Raw genomic sequence first — 16384 nt, 5'->3', positions numbered from 1 at the left:
CACTATGCTAACGCAAATATCTTCCCTTAATTACCTCAAAACCTTTGTTATTGCGGCGCAGCAATTAAGCTTTAAAGCGGCCGCTAACGCCTTAAACATCTCACCTACTGCCGTATCACATCAAATTAAGGCACTGGAATCACAACTTCGTGTCGCGCTATTTCAACGCCATACCCGAGCCGTGTCATTAACCGCAGCCGGTAACAAACTATTGCTCGCCTGCTTAGGAGCATTTAATCAATTAGATGCCACCCTCAACGAACTGCAACACGACAAACGGGATCTGAACTTATCCTGTTGTAACTCATTTGCCGCGCTTTGGTTGACCCCAAAAAGCGTACAAATTAGCACTGCCTTTCCTCGTAACCCATTGAAAATATGTGCCAGTGATAGCCTTATCGACTTTTCACGAGATCAGCATATCGACATGGCATTGCGCTATGGGCCTTCACAACATAATGCATCAGAGCAACGATTGGCAACAGAGCAAATAGCCCTCTATCAATCGGCACAATTAGTCGCTCGAGATGAACGTTTAGGACCGTACCCGCCAGCCCTGTTTGTCACGCAATGGGCTAACGAAAGCATGCTTAAGAATATCCCGTGGCAAAGTCATGTAGATGTATCAGGCTATCGTGTAACCACTGTTGAGCAAGAGTACTTTGTACTGCAAGCTATTATGTCGGGACAAGGTATTGGGCTACTAAGTGATATTCTTGCTAGGACAGCGGTTGAGCAAGGCTGGATTATACCACTAGCAGATTTTACCGCCTTTGAAGGTTATCACTATTGGTTGCGCGTTAACCCTGCTCGTAAAGAGATAGGTGCTGTTCAACAATTTTGTCATTGGCTAAAGAATGAGTTTAATGCTTATGATTAGGTAACGCTCAAATTTAAGCAAACCAAATTTAAGCGGACAGCTACATGTAATGGCGAATAAGCATTTAAGCTCTCAATATGAGTTAACCTCAGTGCTAGTTAAAGATATGAGCAATAGATATTGCTTATCCAAAAGCTCAGATTAATTGATCCCTATTCTGTTTCAACTGAACGCAAGTCGGATAAAGTATGTTTACGGCAACATTTTGCTTTCAGCAGATAGTTGATTACTTAGCACAGACCAAGGTATAGACTTTTCCATCTTCAAACAAAAAGTGCACACTCAGTGTCAATGCTGAGCCAAATAGTGCTTCGCCGCGCGCACATAGCTTAAAATAAGCCTCCCTCTTACTCATATCTACCCCTATCAGCATGGCATCGCTAAATTCTAGGTACGTTTTCACGTAAGGGTAGACAGCTTTAAAAATGCTCTCTTTGGCAGAAAATATCAAGGTGGCAAACGCTGGCAATGAAAGCTGAGTCGCAGCGAGCAGCTTACGCTCTTTAGCACTGACAAACAGGGGCATCAGCGAGCCCACCTGAGTTGCTGCAATCAGATTTTCCACATCCACCCCCAACAAACTCACCTTACTGGATGGGCGAATTATCGCTATCGCCAGTTCATCAGTATGGGAGATACTTCCGCTCCAGCCGTGGGGCCAAACTGGCGCTCTGTGCTCTCCGATAGGAATATCAACCCTATCACAACCCACACTTTGCAGTGCGGCTAAGGCCACGGCTCTACCAGCAACAAATTCAGCCTTGCGTTTTGGTACCGCATGTTGCAGAGCATTAGGCAGAGTAACATTAAGCAGCTGCGCATGCTCATCGCGATAAGCTTGCACCTTAAAGGAACACTGCCATAGCGACTGTTCAGCCAAAGTTCGTACTTGTAGCTCGGACATATAAGTCATGTTCGTTGCTTGCCAAGTGGCACAATCAATGGCGTATGACTGACAGGATCGGCAATGATGACACTGTCTAAGCCAAAAACTTGTTTAACTAACGCCGCATCAACTAGGGTGTTAGGTTCACCTTGAGCAACGATTTTGCCATCCGCAAAAGCAATCAGGTGATCGGCATAACGGCAGGCTTGGTTCAAATCGTGCAACACCGCCACTATGGTATGTTGCTTATCTCGGTTTAGACTTAAAAACAGCTCTAACAAATCTATCTGGTGTGCCACATCCAAATAGGTCGTTGGCTCATCAAGTAAAACGATCGGCGTTTGCTGAGCCAGCACCATAGCAATCCAAACCCGTTGTTTCTGACCACCTGAAAGCTCATCTACTTGCCTTTCGGCTAGCTCAGTAACTCCTGTATCGGCCATGGCTTGAAACACCGCGTCTTGATCGGCTGGGCTCCATTGCTTGAATAACTGTTGGTGCGGGTAACGGCCGCGAGCCACCAGATCCACGACTCGGATCCCTTCTGGAGCTTGCGAGCTTTGCGGCAGTAACCCCAATGCTCTTGCTAATTCCTTGGCTGGCATTTGCTGGATATTTCTACCATCAAGGCAAACTTGCCCTTGGGCAGGCTTTAACAAGCGGCATAAGCTTCTCAGTAAGGTAGATTTACCGCAGCCATTCGGGCCAACAATAACGGTAAATTTACCTTGTGGAATAGTCAGTTCGAGATCTTCGCAAATCACTCGATTTTCATAGGCAAGGGTTAGATGCTCTGCCTTTAACCGACATAACGTGCTAGGTTCAATCTCTGTGGATAGGCTCATAATTTTCTGATTTTATTCTAATATGCTTTGCTTGAGGTGACGATTAAGCAGAAGCGAAAAATACTTTTCAATACTGCTCAACCGCCACGTTTGATTATTCCATTATTGCACTTCGGCTAATGGCGCGGACTCCATCACCCGTTGCTTGATCGTACCCAGTAATTGCTCACCCTTAGCGGACTTAGCAAACTCAGTAAATAGCACATTCAATGTATCGCACAGCAATTTTACCTGAGCTTGGCTATAGTTTTCGGTCAGGTAACTCATCATTACCCGCAGCACTTGCTCTTCGTTCACTGTTTCTTCCAATACTTCAAACTGCAAACCTAAGCCGGACTCGCTTCGATCTGAATCGACTTGCTGGAAGTTAACCTTATCACCATTAGGCAATTCAAATGCACCACTGAATTTACTTTTGGCATGTAACTGAATAAATACTTCGAACATATGGCCGTCAACATCCGGCTCGCCCCCTACGAGGCCCTCTTCAATCAGGTCAATCGGGATATCACCATATGGCATAGATTCATTGATGGTATGTTTCACTTGAGCGACCAATTCTGCCACAGTATGGGCCCGATCAAAATCCACGAGATGCGCGACCACGGTAGTGAAATAGCCTATGGTGTCGTAGTACTCTACATCATGGCGACCGGACGCAGATGTACCAACAATCAATTTGTTAGGCGCGCCCACAGCATTGAGCGCAGCCGCAATGGAAGCATAAACAACATTAAACAATGAGGCGCTCTGCGCTTTGGCAAGGGCATATAACCCGTCCCTGACCTCATCCTCTATTTCCACGATAACCCAGCCGCCTTTCGCACCGTTTGGATCAGTGGGGGCTGATAAAGGGTGATGTTTCGGGAAAATAGGCGTCGACCAAGGCACACCTTTTAAGTTATTTAGCCAATAATCAAGGTGCGTTTGATGGGCACCCGAGCTTCTTTGCATACGAGCATATTCGTGCATTGGCAGCGCCTCATAGCGCCAACTTGGCGACTTGCCTTGCACCCGCTGTTTATAGGCGAAATTCAGCTCATCCATCATCAGATTCACCGACCACTCGTCTTGTACTATGTGGTGGAATAAGAAAGATAAGAACTGTAGGCCCGTTTCCTGACAGCGGATAAAGCGCACCCGCAACGGTAATTCCTGTTTTAAGTCAAACGGATGAATTGCCTCTTGCTTGAGAAATTCGTCTCTGTCGGAAATGTCACACTCCGCAGACGTCCAATACCATTTATAACTATCAATTTCAGTGGCATCCACCACTCGCTGACAAGGTACCCCATTGTCTTCATAGAAGTGGCTGCGCAAACTGGCGTGTCGGATCAGCAGATCTCGGCACGCCTCACCAAAGGCAACTTCATCCAACTCATCTAAGAAACGCAATACAAACGGCAAGTTAAAAATCGTATTCAAACCAAACTTGGCGTATTTAGGAATCGCCTTCCACAGTGAATTTTGTGCCAGTGATAAGGGAGCGATGTTGGAGCCCACCTCAGTCAAAGCCGTGGTTGCTTGCGCTGTTTCAGTGACTTGCAACACGGCTTGCTCAGCCAGTGATTGTGCCGTTGGATTGCCGAACAAATCATTGATATTGATGGCAATGCCATGATGGGTCAGCAATCGACCGATTACCCTGGTGGCGATCAGGGAGTGTCCGCCAAAATCAAAGAAATCATCCGTAGCTGTCATATCGTCTGTGGCAAGGGCTTCCTTAAACTCAGCTAATATCAGCTCAACGACAGCCCCTAAGCTAGGCGCAGCAGCTGGTGGGTTGTCTTGTTTGTTAGCGAGTGAAGGTGCATCGGGTTGGATTTTGCTGGCATGTTTAGCTAATTCCGCCGCAGTGCGGTAAGTAAATAAGTCGGCAATAGCCACCTCAATACCGTGATCTTTCAACAGTCGACCAATCACTCGGGTGCCTATTAAGGAATGACCACCAAAATCGAAGAAGTCATCGTCTTTGCTCATTTCATCGAACGCCAGTGCACTGCGAAATTCGGCCAAAATAGTGTCTACAATGAAGTGATCTTGAACATTTTTTTGCTGCGGCAGTATGGACTCAGCTTTACTCTGTTCTTGCGGCGCGGGTTTAACCACTCGTTCACCACCGATATAAGCAATAAACTGTTCAAATAAATACGCCGCTAGATGTGGCGATACACTTGCGCCAGTCACCCATTCGAAGGCAAGGTCACCATCACAATTAAGCCCCACTGCAAGGGTAAGTTCACATTTTGTTAGCCGTGGCGCAACCGGTAATTTCTTCGCCTCAATTTCTGTAAGGGACAGATATTGCGCAGGATCCACCAGCCAAGTAACCAGTGCCGCCGCGGTCTCTGGCGGTTCGGCTTCTAACAGCTTCGCCGAGCCAAGCTGAGATAGCACGTCATTGATGGCTTGCTCTAGGTGTGAGTCATTGTTTGTTAAAGTTAACTGGCTCAAACCTGATTCAATCATCGCGCCATTAATAGCAAAATTAGCCCGGCTAATGTCGCAAGGAACCAACACATTTAGGCTGTCTAAACCGTTAGATTCGGTGATATAGCGGGCAAACAAAACAGCAGTAGCAGCAAGAATTTCAGCTTCACTCATCGCTTTACCAAGGCGTTTTTCGTAACTATCTCTTTTGACAACCGTGGTAAATTTTCTGGGAGTGGCGGCTTGTAAATAAGCTGCTACGTCTTCGCTAACACCTGCTTGCACAATATCAATATCTTGGCTCACGCCCTGCAGCCAAGGTAAGTGAGATGCAGAGAGATCTGGTAATTTTTGTAACGGACTGAAGCCTATCACCTGACTGGACTGGCTTGGCTTATCAAGCGCGGCGAGACCATGATTATATAAGGCACTGAGTACTTCAAATATTTCTTGCCACGACAGTCCACCTTCAAGTATTTGGTGTGAAATTACGCCCAATACGATCTCTTGTTCACCACAAATATAAACAGTGAATTGGATCGGAGACTGACTTTCAAGGGCGATCGAAGTGGCTTGTTTGGTTTGCAGGTGAGCGATAGCGTCGGCAACAGAATCTACCGCTTCGATGTTAATTGGTTGAGCAAGAGCATGACCTGGATATTTAAGTAATCCGGCATCCTCATCAAACTGATAACAAATATTAAGAGAAGGCACAAATTGAGGCAGCTTGTTCAGTGCTGCAACCAACCGCCCTATGTTGGTTTTGCCTGTGAAATGATATGCCGCTGCATATTGCATTGCGCCATCTTCATTGTGCTGATGGTGCATCCAAACGCGCTCTTCAAAATCGGTTACTGCGCTGCCACGCCCACCCTGTCCTTGCCAGTGGTGCTGGTTATTCATCATGTTCCTTTCTCCTGGTCTGAAATCATTCAGAGCCATCCTGTATTGGAGCGTCAGCCCATCAACTCTGTATCAACACAGCGAGATGGGGCTTTAAATGCTTGGGTTGATTAAAATGAGTGGCTTACTTTATTCACAATAAACTTTAATGTAAAGCATTCTCATTATCATAATTTAAAGTATCTAGAACTGTCGCGAGCGTGTCAGTAACCAAATCAGATAAATACCGCCTACAATGCCCGTCATTCGGCCTATCGGCACACTGGCTTGAAACGGCAACCATTGGATCAGTACATCCGCGGCCAACACCAGCAATGCCCCCATCAATGCAGAGGAAAAAAGAGAAAGTGCTCGAGACTGCCTTAATCGGCTAACCAACTGAGGCGCCGCGAGCGCGATAAATGCAATCGGACCCGCTGCACCAGTGGCAAACGCAGCCAACACCACAGCGAAAAAAATCATCGACAGACGAACTCGCTCAACGCGAATACCCAGCTGAGTCGCCATTTCATCACCCATTTCAATCATGGCTAAGGCGCGTTTTAACACCATCATAATAGGCAGCAGCAACACAACCCCAATGAGCACGGGGTATACATGCATCCAGGTTCTAGCGTGCAAAGAGCCCGCCAGCCAAAGGTTCGCCATAATAGCGCTATCTAAATTCCCCTTAACCAGCATCAAACTATTCAGTGCGCTGAGAATCGACCCTATGCCAATCCCCGTCAGGATCAAGCGATAACCACCGACAACACCCGATTTGACAGCCAAGAGATAAACGATAATCGCCGTCACCACACCGCCAATAATCGCAGCCAGCGCAACTTCAAGCGCACCTTGCTCAAACAGGACTATTTGCGCGATTGCTCCCGTTGCGGCCCCAGTGGTAAAACCTATCACATCAGGCGAGCCAAGAGCATTTCTTGACACCGACTGAAACACCGCACCCGATATGCCCAATGCCGCACCAACAAAAATGGCTGTCAGCACTTTAGGCAATCGTATATTTAAGATGATCCGCTCTTTTACCCCACTTTCACCGACCCCAAGTATGGCATCCACCACTTGCAGCAATGAGATATTGAGTTTACCTAAGGTCATGGCGTAGATGGCAAAAGCAGCAACCAAAAGCAACAAAACAAATGCGACAAGGATAGACAAAGGTTGATAAGAAATTGAAAATTGGCCTAGTCGCCAAACATGGCTCACGTTTGACGTTGGCAAAAAATAACGACTGTTCATAGCTGGGAGATCTTCCAACGCCTAACGAGAAACACAAAAAATGGCCCACCGATCAAAGCGATCATTATGCCGACACTAATCTCATTGGGGTAACCAATAACGCGTCCCAACACATCAGCAACCACTGCCAAAGTCGACGCAATCAGCAAAGAAAATGGGATTAACCATTTATGGTCGGGTCCAGCAACAATACGGGCGATATGAGGAGCGGTTAACCCGACAAAGCTAATTGGGCCAGCGGCAGCTGTGGCAGCACCGGCCAAAATAACAATGGCAAGAGCCGAAAAAAACCAAATTTTCAGTGGGTTAACACCAAGGGCTTGACCTATATCCTCACCCAAAGACACGGTGTCGAGAGCCTGACTTAAACAAAATGCGATAACCAGCCCAACAGTAATTAACATGGCAGCAGGTATCAGCACATCATAACTACGCCCTTGAAAAGCTCCCACAGACCAGTGGCGATACTGCTCAAACACCATTTCGTGACTATTTATCGTGAGCATATGAGTAAATGCCAGCAACACCACAGATAAGGCCGTCCCTGCCAACACGACCCGAACGGGGTTAACCCCCTTATTGACGCCAGCAAAGACAAAAACCGCCGCCCCTGCAATGGCCGCTCCTAACAAGCCAAACCACATAACATAAGCCATGTCATGAATGCCGATAAATGCAATCGCTAGGACAACTGCTAAGGCAGCCCCAGCGTTAACGCCTAAAATCCCAGGATCAGCCAGCGGATTACGCGTTAACCCCTGCATAATCACACCCGCCACACCCAATGCGCCACCCACAACCAAGGCAAGTAAGGTTCTTGGTATGCGCAAATGCACCACTAGCAAATGGTCGCTATTGGCAGGATCAAATGAAAAAATCGCCTCTAAGGTCACCGCAGCAGAAATGTAGTGCGTGCCAATGAACATACTAAGACAAGTAACCAGTAGTAGCAGTGCCATACCCGCCACTAGCCAAAACCGCCTTTGGCTCTTTCTTATCACGTTAAAGGTTGGTGTAGATTCTGCCATACCACTCATTACAGCCATCCCTTAAACATTAGCCAGCATGTTCATCTCGACCAAATAGTTTAACTATGTCATTAACGATTTCCGTAGCACTGTACATATCAATGCGAAAGGAGTTCTTCCCTAGCGCAAATACTTGCTTATTCTTAACCGAGGGCAAATTAACTAAAATTGGATCTTGCATAAAGCGTGCAGGACTGTTTCCACCCACTTCTAACAAAAAGGTTGTCTCAGCTTTAAGCTGGGGTAGTCGCTCAAAGTGGACGCGTAAAAAGTCAGCCAATGGGACGGTATTGTCATGCCATTGGCGATTTTGCACTTCCATTTTAAAGCCAAGCGCTGACAATAGTGCGGCATGCACTCCTTCTTCTAATGCAATATAGTTGGTCGCGCCCGCACCAAAATACGCCACGATATTGGCCTCGCCAGCCGGTATGTCTAATTTGTTTTTGCTCGTCGCAACAAACTGTTCAAATTGACCAATTTTCTGCTTTGCCTGCATCTCTAAGCCCGTAGCTTCACCTAGCTTAATGGCCAAACTCTGCCAAGATTGTGAGGTGTAATCGACCACAATCGTCGGCGCAATTTGTTGAAATTCAGCAATTTGATCCCTAGCAGAATCTCCTCCATTCCAAGCCACCACGATCAAATCTGGCTCATACAGGTAGACAGATTCCAAATCGACACTACCCGCTGGCCATGCCTTTTCAACCTGGCGCTGCTCAGCTATGTCTGCCCACTGGCTAAAAAACTTACCTTCATAAGTTAAGGCGCTGGCAATCAAGGGAGCATCAATGGCCAACAGGCTGCCACTGATCGTCACGGAAGTGGACAAAATTCGCTGTGGCTTAGCAGGAATCGTCGTTTTTGAACCATCGGCATTAACAAAGGTGCGAGGAAACCCATCTTGCGCAGCTTGTACCAACACAGCAGACGACGCCGACACCACCAACAACATAATGGCCGTTATAACTCGATTAATTCTCATAGCTTTGTTTCGCTTCCGTTCGTATGGTTTTGATTCGGTTAGATGGGTTGCTATCAGCAAAGAGATAGGAAGCAACCACACAACACAAGTGATAACCTATATGCTAACTATTATCATGTGCAACAATCAAGATAAATCCGATTTTAGATGCTGACTCAGTTAGTTATGATCGAGGAAAGCTTGCTTACGGCAGATCAAGTCTGAGCAAGTACAAATGAGGGATCCGAAAATACCCAAACTTATGGCGCACACATTTAAAAATTCAAACGTCGCTTCATTAGTATCTATAATTACAATTATTAGAAATGGTGTTCGCAGCGCACCGGAATAGCATGTAGAGCTTTCTGCAAACTGAATCTGCAATGGGTCAGATTTTGCATTGTCTCACACATTGATAAAATCTGGCCTGACGCTAAGCCGAATTATTCACCCCGAAACCCCTGTTACCGTAACAAGCTTCAAACCACAAATAGACCAAGCGTCTTGGATCATGACTCAAAAGGATCAAAAGCACTGACCAATGTCATAAAAACGGGGAAAGCCATCGGGAAGAGAGCCTATCCCATCGCTCCCCTAAAAAGTCAGGCTACGCCCTGCATGACATTTATGCTTAGTGAGCTCCATTCACCCACCAGCCACTTAACTCTAACGATCAAAAACCTATCTGATAAAGCCTACCGAGACCACGCCAGCTATGGCGAAACCAACGAAGTAGACACTCAGGAAAGGGAGAAAAGTGCTGAGTTCATCTCTACATCCAAGCTTGATAATTCACTTTTTAATGATAATATTGTTGCTTACATTTTACCGCTGAGTCGGTTGTTAGGATACTTTGGTATTGGAGGCGCTTACATGAGTAGTGAAAATAAGGTTTCTGTGACTTGCGGGGTGTGCAGTGGTGATTACAGCATGACAGCGGCTTGTTTTGATAATCTAAAAAATGGTGGTGAAGTAGATTGTGATATATGCGGTTTTAAGGTTGGGCTTGAGAATAGTAAATTATCAAACTTTACGAGTGCACTTATGGTTTTCTATATCTTATTCGGATGTTTAGCCATTTTATTCGTGATAATTGGCAACTCATCTGGTTACTTCAACTTTTCATCTTACTATGTTTCCATCCCATTCATAATAAGTACATATACTATTAGCGCTTATAAAAAAGCTAACCCAACAAAGTTAACCGCAATTAAAGACATGGCGAAAGAGTGACCGAAAAATGAGGCCCCATCAATTTCCTAAAATGGGTGAAAGAAAGCCAAAATAAAAATAACGGGACACCCTCCTTAATTGCGTTATGCCTCTCGAAAGGTAAATAGAAAAAATGGTGCACTTGGTGCTTGAAGCTGGCGCAAAAAGCGAGCCCCCAATTTAGATGGCAGTCCAATAACTCCGCCTATTTGGTTTGTAAATGATCACGGCGAGCTCAAACATCCATTTAGATGATCTCGTTAAAGGGCAATTGCTGCCGCAATCATAAGATTAAGCCAAACGCTGCCTGGTAAAGTATGTTTTATAAATAACAAGATCCCCCACCTAAGCCCCTCTGAATATTAAGTATCAAAAACAGGAGGGCTAAGAGGGTTCAACATTTTAAAATTAGATTATTTAAACGATGAAGCTGTTGCTGCTAGCCTAACACCACTGCCGCAACTTCTTTTACGTTTCGACATTTTATCAACTTGTGCGCCAGTACCTTACGCCCAAATACACGGCCAAGTTCAGCGGCTACCCCTTTGAGGTGGGACGGCTTTAATCCTAACGAAAGTAATGCGCTTTCTTCATCAAAATCTGCACTTTGTTGACCTGTTGCTTGTTCATACGCTGCAATTATCGCGGCAATGTTCGTTCTTGTAACGTTAGTTGTAACAAGGTTAGTGATGAGATCACCCGTTGTGGCTACAGTGCTGTTTGCTGCGCCATTGTTAGGTTTAACTGATCGAGCAGCCACTTGTTGTTCAGGCTTGGCTTGAGTCATTGCATTCACTAATAACTCTCGGGCTTGGATGCGATCGAACTTACCGTTTCTCGATAAGGGAAGTTGTTCAAGTTCAAGCAGCTGTGACGGCACATGCGAGTTGGGTAAACATTGCTGGGCAAACTCACGTATCTCGGCGGCGCTGGCGGATTGCCCCTCGGCCAAGGTGTAAATTGCGCCAAGGGCGATATCGCCATTGCGCTCGGTATAGTCCACGATCAAGACTTGCTCTATCAAAGGGCAAAGGTTGAGCTCTTTCTCGACATCCGGCAACGAAACACGCACCCCTCTTACCTTGACATAACCGTTAACTCGGCCAGCAAAAATGATGTTACCATCTTCACGGTAGTAGCCCAAGTCACCGGTTCTAAAGGCTCTGACCGGCTTGCCTTGGTGGTCCATAATGGTGACAAAATCCGTTTGGGTAAGCTCGCCGTCGGCTAAATAGCCAGATGCCAAGTTCACCCCAGCCGTCATGATCCGACCGACCACGCCTTGTGGCACATGCTTGCCTAGGCCATCCATAATGTAATATTGATTGGCAGGAAATGGCTTGCCGTATGGGATCACTGTTTTGTCTTGGTCGGTGATAAAGTGCCAAATGCTCCAAATCGTGGTTTCCGTTGGGCCACCAATAGAGACCAGCGTGATGTCTTGCGGCAACGCTCTAAGCTCGTCGATGGTTTTAGGCTTAACATAATCGCCGCCCTGACACACCAGTCGCAGGGATTTGAGCTTTTCCCCTTGCATACAAGCCAGTAGCATTTCCATTAAGGCCGGTACCGATTGCCAAATAGTAATGCCGTGCTGCTCCACCAACTGATTCCATCTGATCGCATCTTTTTCTTCGCCCGCGGCTGGCAAGACCAAGGTCGCTCCCGAGGAAAACGCCGCAAAAATATCGAATACCGAAAGATCGTGATGAAATGGCGTAACACACATCAGCACATCGTCAGACGTTATCTGCCACGCCTTGCAGGTTTCGCCAATCACATTCGAAGTGGCGCGACTGTTGACCACCACGCATTTAGGTTTGCCCGTGGTGCCCGAGGTATAAAGGTAATAAGCGCCCTGCTCACTTTGGCTAAGCTCAACCAAGGCTTGCTGCGAAAGCGGTTCATAAGTTGATGTAACGCTTTGCAGCAACGAATCATAAGTGACGGCGTTGGCCCGCGTTGACGGCGCCAAGGTCACCACTAAGTTGGCATTACAATTACTGAGTAAGTAATCCAAGCGCCCTTCGGGTGACGACGCATCAATCGGCACCCAGATAATGCCAGACAGTGAGCACGCTAGGGTCACCACCAAATGCTCTGGGCTTTTTGGTAAACAAATTGCCAGCACATCGCCTTGCCCTAAGCCTAAATGGGCTAAGTGTTGCATCACTTTATGTACATCGGCGCCAAAGTCTTGATAGCTAATTCGGCGTTCACCACAAATAATCGCGATATCAGTGCTGGCGTTTGCGCCTAGGTTATCCGCTATCTTGGCTAAAAACTGCGAGCAGGCAAATTCGTTGCTATCGCGGTTCAGCTTGTAGTGGTCAAGGTTAAGCACCTGATGGGAAGCAATCGCAAAACTCTGGGTTTCACATAAGGTTTGGATGTGGCGCTCAATAGCTTCTAGGATTGCCACCACCACACGTTGCTCTAACGCCTCAACGGCAAAGTCAAAGCTTAATACTAGGTTCTTGTGCTCATCGAAATTAAGCCGGATATCTAAGGCAACCTGAGGGGTCTGCGTGATGCCATCAAAGAAGACTAAGTCGTCTTGGGCCGATAAGGTATGCCAAGCTAATCCGTTGGTCAGCACAACGGGTAACGCCAGTGCGGTTGAGCGCGCATTGATCAGCTGGCGGTTGATATCAATGCCTGAAAAATCAAGGTGCTCCAGTGCTTCTAACATGTCATTTTGCATGCCTTGCGCGCGCGCTAATAAGCAGCCTTCGTTCTTGCGGTATTCTAACATCACAAAGGTCGAATCATTACCTAACGGGCGCTCGCTTTGTGGAATGGCAACGGGAAAACCAACTCGCATCTCTTGTTCTGAGGTCCAATAAGAGATGCCTTCAAGGATCAACGCCGACAGCGTCGAGTTTAAAAACAAGCTATGAGCTGCCCCCACCATGGTCAGTTGGGTTAATAGCGACTTTTCAATCACGATACTTTCACGCTGATAGCGCGACCCTTTAATCTGATCAAGGCGCTGTTTCCAAGGCAGCGCTGGCGGCGCGCACTCAGGGTTCAGCTTATTGAGCCAATAGGCTTCATCCGCCTGTCGCTTGGCACTGTCCGGTGCTGATTTCCCCCCCTTGTCATTGGCTTGAGTATTGGCAAAGCTTGCAGCTAATTCATCCCCTTGCTCACTGTCTTTTTGCAATAGCTCGGATAAAATAAGTGAGTGAGTGCGGCCATCGACAATCAGCGCATCAAAGCTGGTAAACACTAAGGTTTGATAAGCTAAATCCGATGCGGGCAGTTGGATCACTGTCACCGACCAAGGCGACTTAGACAGCTCGAGCTTGGCATGACTACTGGCTTGACGGATCGACTCTACCTGTTGCAACGCAGCGTCAATCGCTAAATGTTGCAGGTCATGGCACTGATAATTGAGCGCGGGCTCAGCCGATACATATTGCACTAATTTAACGTCATCTATGTGGGTGCGCAGGGCTGAGTATTTGGCCACCAAATGTTGCAGGCGCATTTCCACCACACTCGGGTCGATTTGGCCGCGATATTCCCTAAATTCATGCATCGCGCAGCCGCCCATCGGGATATGAGTCGAGCGACCAAGCAAATAAGACTTTTGCAGCTCGGTTAATGGCTTAGGATCCGAACTCGGTAATGGCAAAACAGGACAAGCAAAGCCAAGCTTAGCCAAGGTGTGCTCTAAGGTGTGATGTATGCTTTGCGGATCGCCAGCCAAGGCTTGCACCATGGCGATAAACTTGTTGAACAAGGTATCGACAAAACCGTCAGGAAAGACGTCCATACGCACATCCCAGTTAACAAAAATACCGTCATAAGCCGGCGCAATCTGCGCATCTAAGGTCACCTGCGCACTTTGCGAAATCACCCAGTTCATCTTGCCAAATGCCTGCGTCACCTCATCAGCAAACAAGTTATCACCCGCTATGTCCATGCCCGAGGTAAAGACGATAGGTGATGCTTGCACCGCGCCGTGCAACCGCGATAGATCACGCATCACCGCAACCCCTGAATAACTTTCGTGATTAAGTAATTGATTTAATTGATTTGCGGTGCGACGACACAGCTGCAGGGTTGATTCCTGAGCGCGTAAACTGGCACTGTAAATCAACAGATTGGAAAAGTCGCCTATGGTCAAATCCACGTCTTGGGTATAAAAGCCGCGATGGAAAGTCGGCACATTCAAACGAAAATTGGGCTTATCGCAGGCACTGCCCACGGCTTGCGAGAATAAAGCTAAAAATAACTGGGTTAAAGTAAGATGATGCTGCTTGGCTAGCCCTTCGATGGCCGTTCTTTCTGCAGTCGTGAACAAATGAGTAAAGCGCTGACTATGGCCATGTTGGCGATCTATACTCTCACTCACATAAGGCAAGCTAGGGGCATCGGCCACCGTGGCTAATTGCCCTTGCCACCATTGTTTGTCCACTTTCCTTTTCGCAATCAAGTAGCAGTCTGCCGCTTGCTGGGCTAAATAGTCAAAAAAAGAAACCCCAACTGGCGCTTCGCTGCCTGCCGCTGGGTCATGATAGAAACGCGCCAAGTCAGCGACTAAGATGCGAAAGCTTTGCGCATCAACGGCCATCATATCCACATCGATATGCAAACGACATTGCCCATTTGCATGGCGCGTCAAGCTAATTTGCGCACCTTGCCCTTGGCTCAAATCCAATTGCTGGTCGGTCATGGATACGCGCTTATTGCTCAAAAAGGCGCACGTGTCTTCGGGTGAGAGGTGCTCAATATCATCGACCATGAGTTGATGAATCGAGGACAAAGGCGCGATGGTTTGCTGACCCTCTGGCGTTATCTGCATGCGCAACATGGGATGCTGAGTGAACAGTTTAGTAACGGCCTGCGCTAATCTAATTTGATCTAGGTGCTCACTATCAAACTCGGCATAAATATGGGCTGCTATCCCCCCCATAGCTTGGCCTGATTGTCTGCCTACTAAATAAGCAGCTTGTATCGTTGTCAGTTCTCTCATTTTTATTTCCAACATGTTTAATCCATTAAATGCACTTTTGATGCGCCACTGTTTACGTCACTAAACTAGGGTTATTAATGATCCAGCGTTGCGCCGCCATCAATACGCAGGTCGTGTAAGGTGATATGGTTAGCCGCATCAGACATCAAGAACAATATTGATTGCGCAATGTCGGCTGGCTCAGCGATTTTATTAAGGGGAATACCTAATCGAAACTGCTTGGCGTCGCCAGCAATCACCTGCTCTTCACCGTAGTTTTCGTGCCACAGCTTTAGTTGCATTTCGGTACGGGTTGAACCCGGACTGACAAGGTTACAACGGATCCCTAATGGCGCGAGTTCTATCCCCATTGACTTGACCAACATGTGCAGCGCCGACTTAGATGCCGCATAAGCCCCCATATTGGCTCTGGGTGTATTGGCGGCATTGGAGCCAACGACCACAATATTGCCTTTGCGGCGTAACTTCATGCACTTTGCCACCCCTTGCATGGCGGCTAGAACGCCAAACGAATTAACCATAAAGGTTTGTTCTATTTGTTCTGATGGCATATCACACAGCGATCCAAGGTGAAGAATGCCTGCACAGCTAACTAGGTGATCGAACTCACCCAACTCTGTCACCCATTGAGCAATACGCTGTTTCACCTGCTCAGGCTGTGACAAGTCCAGCTTTGCCACCCTAAGTTGCCCCGGATACTGCGCAGCAAGGACTGCGCTGTGACTGGCTAGCAATTGTTCATCAATATCCGTTGCCAGCACCTTGGCCCCCGATTGGAGTAAATGCTCTAGGGTACTAAACCCAATACCTTTGGCTGCACCTGTTAATAACACGTGCTGCTGTTTAAGAAACTTTTCCATGTGTGAGATGAACCGCCTAAATAAAAACCAACTACCTGCTGCCTGGCGCGAATAAATATCCAGCCAGGCTAAAACCAAAAGATAAAACCTAATAATAATTATTATCATTAGCATTTATCAAAAAGTAAATGTAATCTTACTGACCAAAAT

The 16384-nt window shown here is 47.0% G+C and carries 10 protein-coding genes; 2 read left to right on the top strand and 8 right to left on the bottom strand.

The window, feature by feature from the left end:
• Positions 1–4 precede the first annotated feature (4 nt).
• Entirely contained in the window at positions 5–880 is an 876-nt protein-coding gene (locus K1M91_RS07865) for a LysR family transcriptional regulator (protein ID WP_232801191.1), read from the top strand.
• Positions 881–1106: 226 nt separating this feature from the next.
• Here K1M91_RS07865 and K1M91_RS07860 read toward each other — a convergent pair whose 3' ends face one another.
• The 6 genes from K1M91_RS07860 to fepB form a co-directional block, all read right to left on the bottom strand.
• A complete protein-coding gene (locus K1M91_RS07860; RefSeq protein WP_232801190.1) occupies positions 1107–1793 on the bottom strand; it encodes a 4'-phosphopantetheinyl transferase superfamily protein in 687 nt (228 codons plus the stop codon).
• Positions 1790–2611, bottom strand: coding sequence for an ABC transporter ATP-binding protein (locus K1M91_RS07855; protein WP_232801189.1), 822 nt, complete (start codon positions 2609–2611; stop codon positions 1790–1792). Before K1M91_RS07855 ends, K1M91_RS07860 begins: the two co-directional genes overlap by 4 nt.
• A gap of 102 nt (positions 2612–2713) precedes the next feature.
• Positions 2714–5947 carry a condensation domain-containing protein gene (locus K1M91_RS07850; protein WP_232801188.1) on the bottom strand — a complete coding sequence of 1078 codons (3234 nt, stop codon included), beginning with the start codon at positions 5945–5947 and terminating at the stop codon, positions 2714–2716.
• A 180-nt stretch (positions 5948–6127) separates the two neighbouring features.
• Positions 6128–7186 (bottom strand): iron chelate uptake ABC transporter family permease subunit, encoded by a 1059-nt coding sequence (locus K1M91_RS07845; protein ID WP_232801187.1) that lies wholly within the window; start codon positions 7184–7186, stop codon positions 6128–6130.
• A complete protein-coding gene (locus tag K1M91_RS07840) occupies positions 7183–8223 on the bottom strand; it encodes an iron ABC transporter permease (protein ID WP_232801186.1) in 1041 nt (346 codons plus the stop codon). The genes K1M91_RS07845 and K1M91_RS07840 overlap by 4 nt, the downstream gene beginning before the upstream one ends.
• A 19-nt stretch (positions 8224–8242) precedes the next feature.
• Positions 8243–9199 (bottom strand): Fe2+-enterobactin ABC transporter substrate-binding protein, encoded by a 957-nt coding sequence (gene fepB / locus K1M91_RS07835; RefSeq protein ID WP_232801185.1) that lies wholly within the window; start codon positions 9197–9199, stop codon positions 8243–8245.
• A 483-nt stretch (positions 9200–9682) separates the two neighbouring features.
• Between fepB and K1M91_RS07830 the strand changes: the two genes are divergently transcribed.
• Positions 9683–10411, top strand: a complete 729-nt coding sequence (locus K1M91_RS07830) for a hypothetical protein (RefSeq protein WP_232801184.1) — start codon at positions 9683–9685, stop codon at positions 10409–10411.
• A gap of 418 nt (positions 10412–10829) precedes the next feature.
• On the opposite strand, the gene K1M91_RS07825 is transcribed toward K1M91_RS07830, so the two are convergent.
• Entirely contained in the window at positions 10830–15374 is a 4545-nt protein-coding gene (locus K1M91_RS07825) for an amino acid adenylation domain-containing protein (protein ID WP_232801183.1), read from the bottom strand.
• Positions 15375–15448: 74 nt separating this feature from the next.
• Positions 15449–16234, bottom strand: coding sequence for a 2,3-dihydro-2,3-dihydroxybenzoate dehydrogenase (locus tag K1M91_RS07820; protein WP_232801182.1), 786 nt, complete (start codon positions 16232–16234; stop codon positions 15449–15451).
• Between the last annotated feature and the right edge of the window lie 150 nt (positions 16235–16384).

Source organism: Motilimonas sp. E26, assembly GCF_021278025.1.
Classification (GTDB): Bacteria; Pseudomonadota; Gammaproteobacteria; order Enterobacterales; family CBDFNC01; genus Motilimonas.
The sequence above is the reverse complement of the archived record's forward strand: the minus strand, read 5'-3'. Positions and strand labels throughout refer to the sequence as shown.

What these genes read in the sequence shown, in the direction of transcription:
- K1M91_RS07865 (WP_232801191.1), top strand. Translation starts at nt 5, where the DNA reads ATGCTAACGCAAATATCTTCCCTTAATTACCTCAAAACCTTTGTTATT.
- K1M91_RS07840 (WP_232801186.1), bottom strand. Translation starts at nt 8,223, where the DNA reads ATGAGTGGTATGGCAGAATCTACACCAACCTTTAACGTGATAAGAAAG.
- K1M91_RS07855 (WP_232801189.1), bottom strand. Translation starts at nt 2,611, where the DNA reads ATGAGCCTATCCACAGAGATTGAACCTAGCACGTTATGTCGGTTAAAG.
- K1M91_RS07825 (WP_232801183.1), bottom strand. Translation starts at nt 15,374, where the DNA reads ATGAGAGAACTGACAACGATACAAGCTGCTTATTTAGTAGGCAGACAA.
- K1M91_RS07845 (WP_232801187.1), bottom strand. Translation starts at nt 7,186, where the DNA reads ATGAACAGTCGTTATTTTTTGCCAACGTCAAACGTGAGCCATGTTTGG.
- K1M91_RS07860 (WP_232801190.1), bottom strand. Translation starts at nt 1,793, where the DNA reads ATGACTTATATGTCCGAGCTACAAGTACGAACTTTGGCTGAACAGTCG.
- K1M91_RS07850 (WP_232801188.1), bottom strand. Translation starts at nt 5,947, where the DNA reads ATGATGAATAACCAGCACCACTGGCAAGGACAGGGTGGGCGTGGCAGC.
- fepB (WP_232801185.1), bottom strand. Translation starts at nt 9,199, where the DNA reads ATGAGAATTAATCGAGTTATAACGGCCATTATGTTGTTGGTGGTGTCG.
- K1M91_RS07820 (WP_232801182.1), bottom strand. Translation starts at nt 16,234, where the DNA reads ATGGAAAAGTTTCTTAAACAGCAGCACGTGTTATTAACAGGTGCAGCC.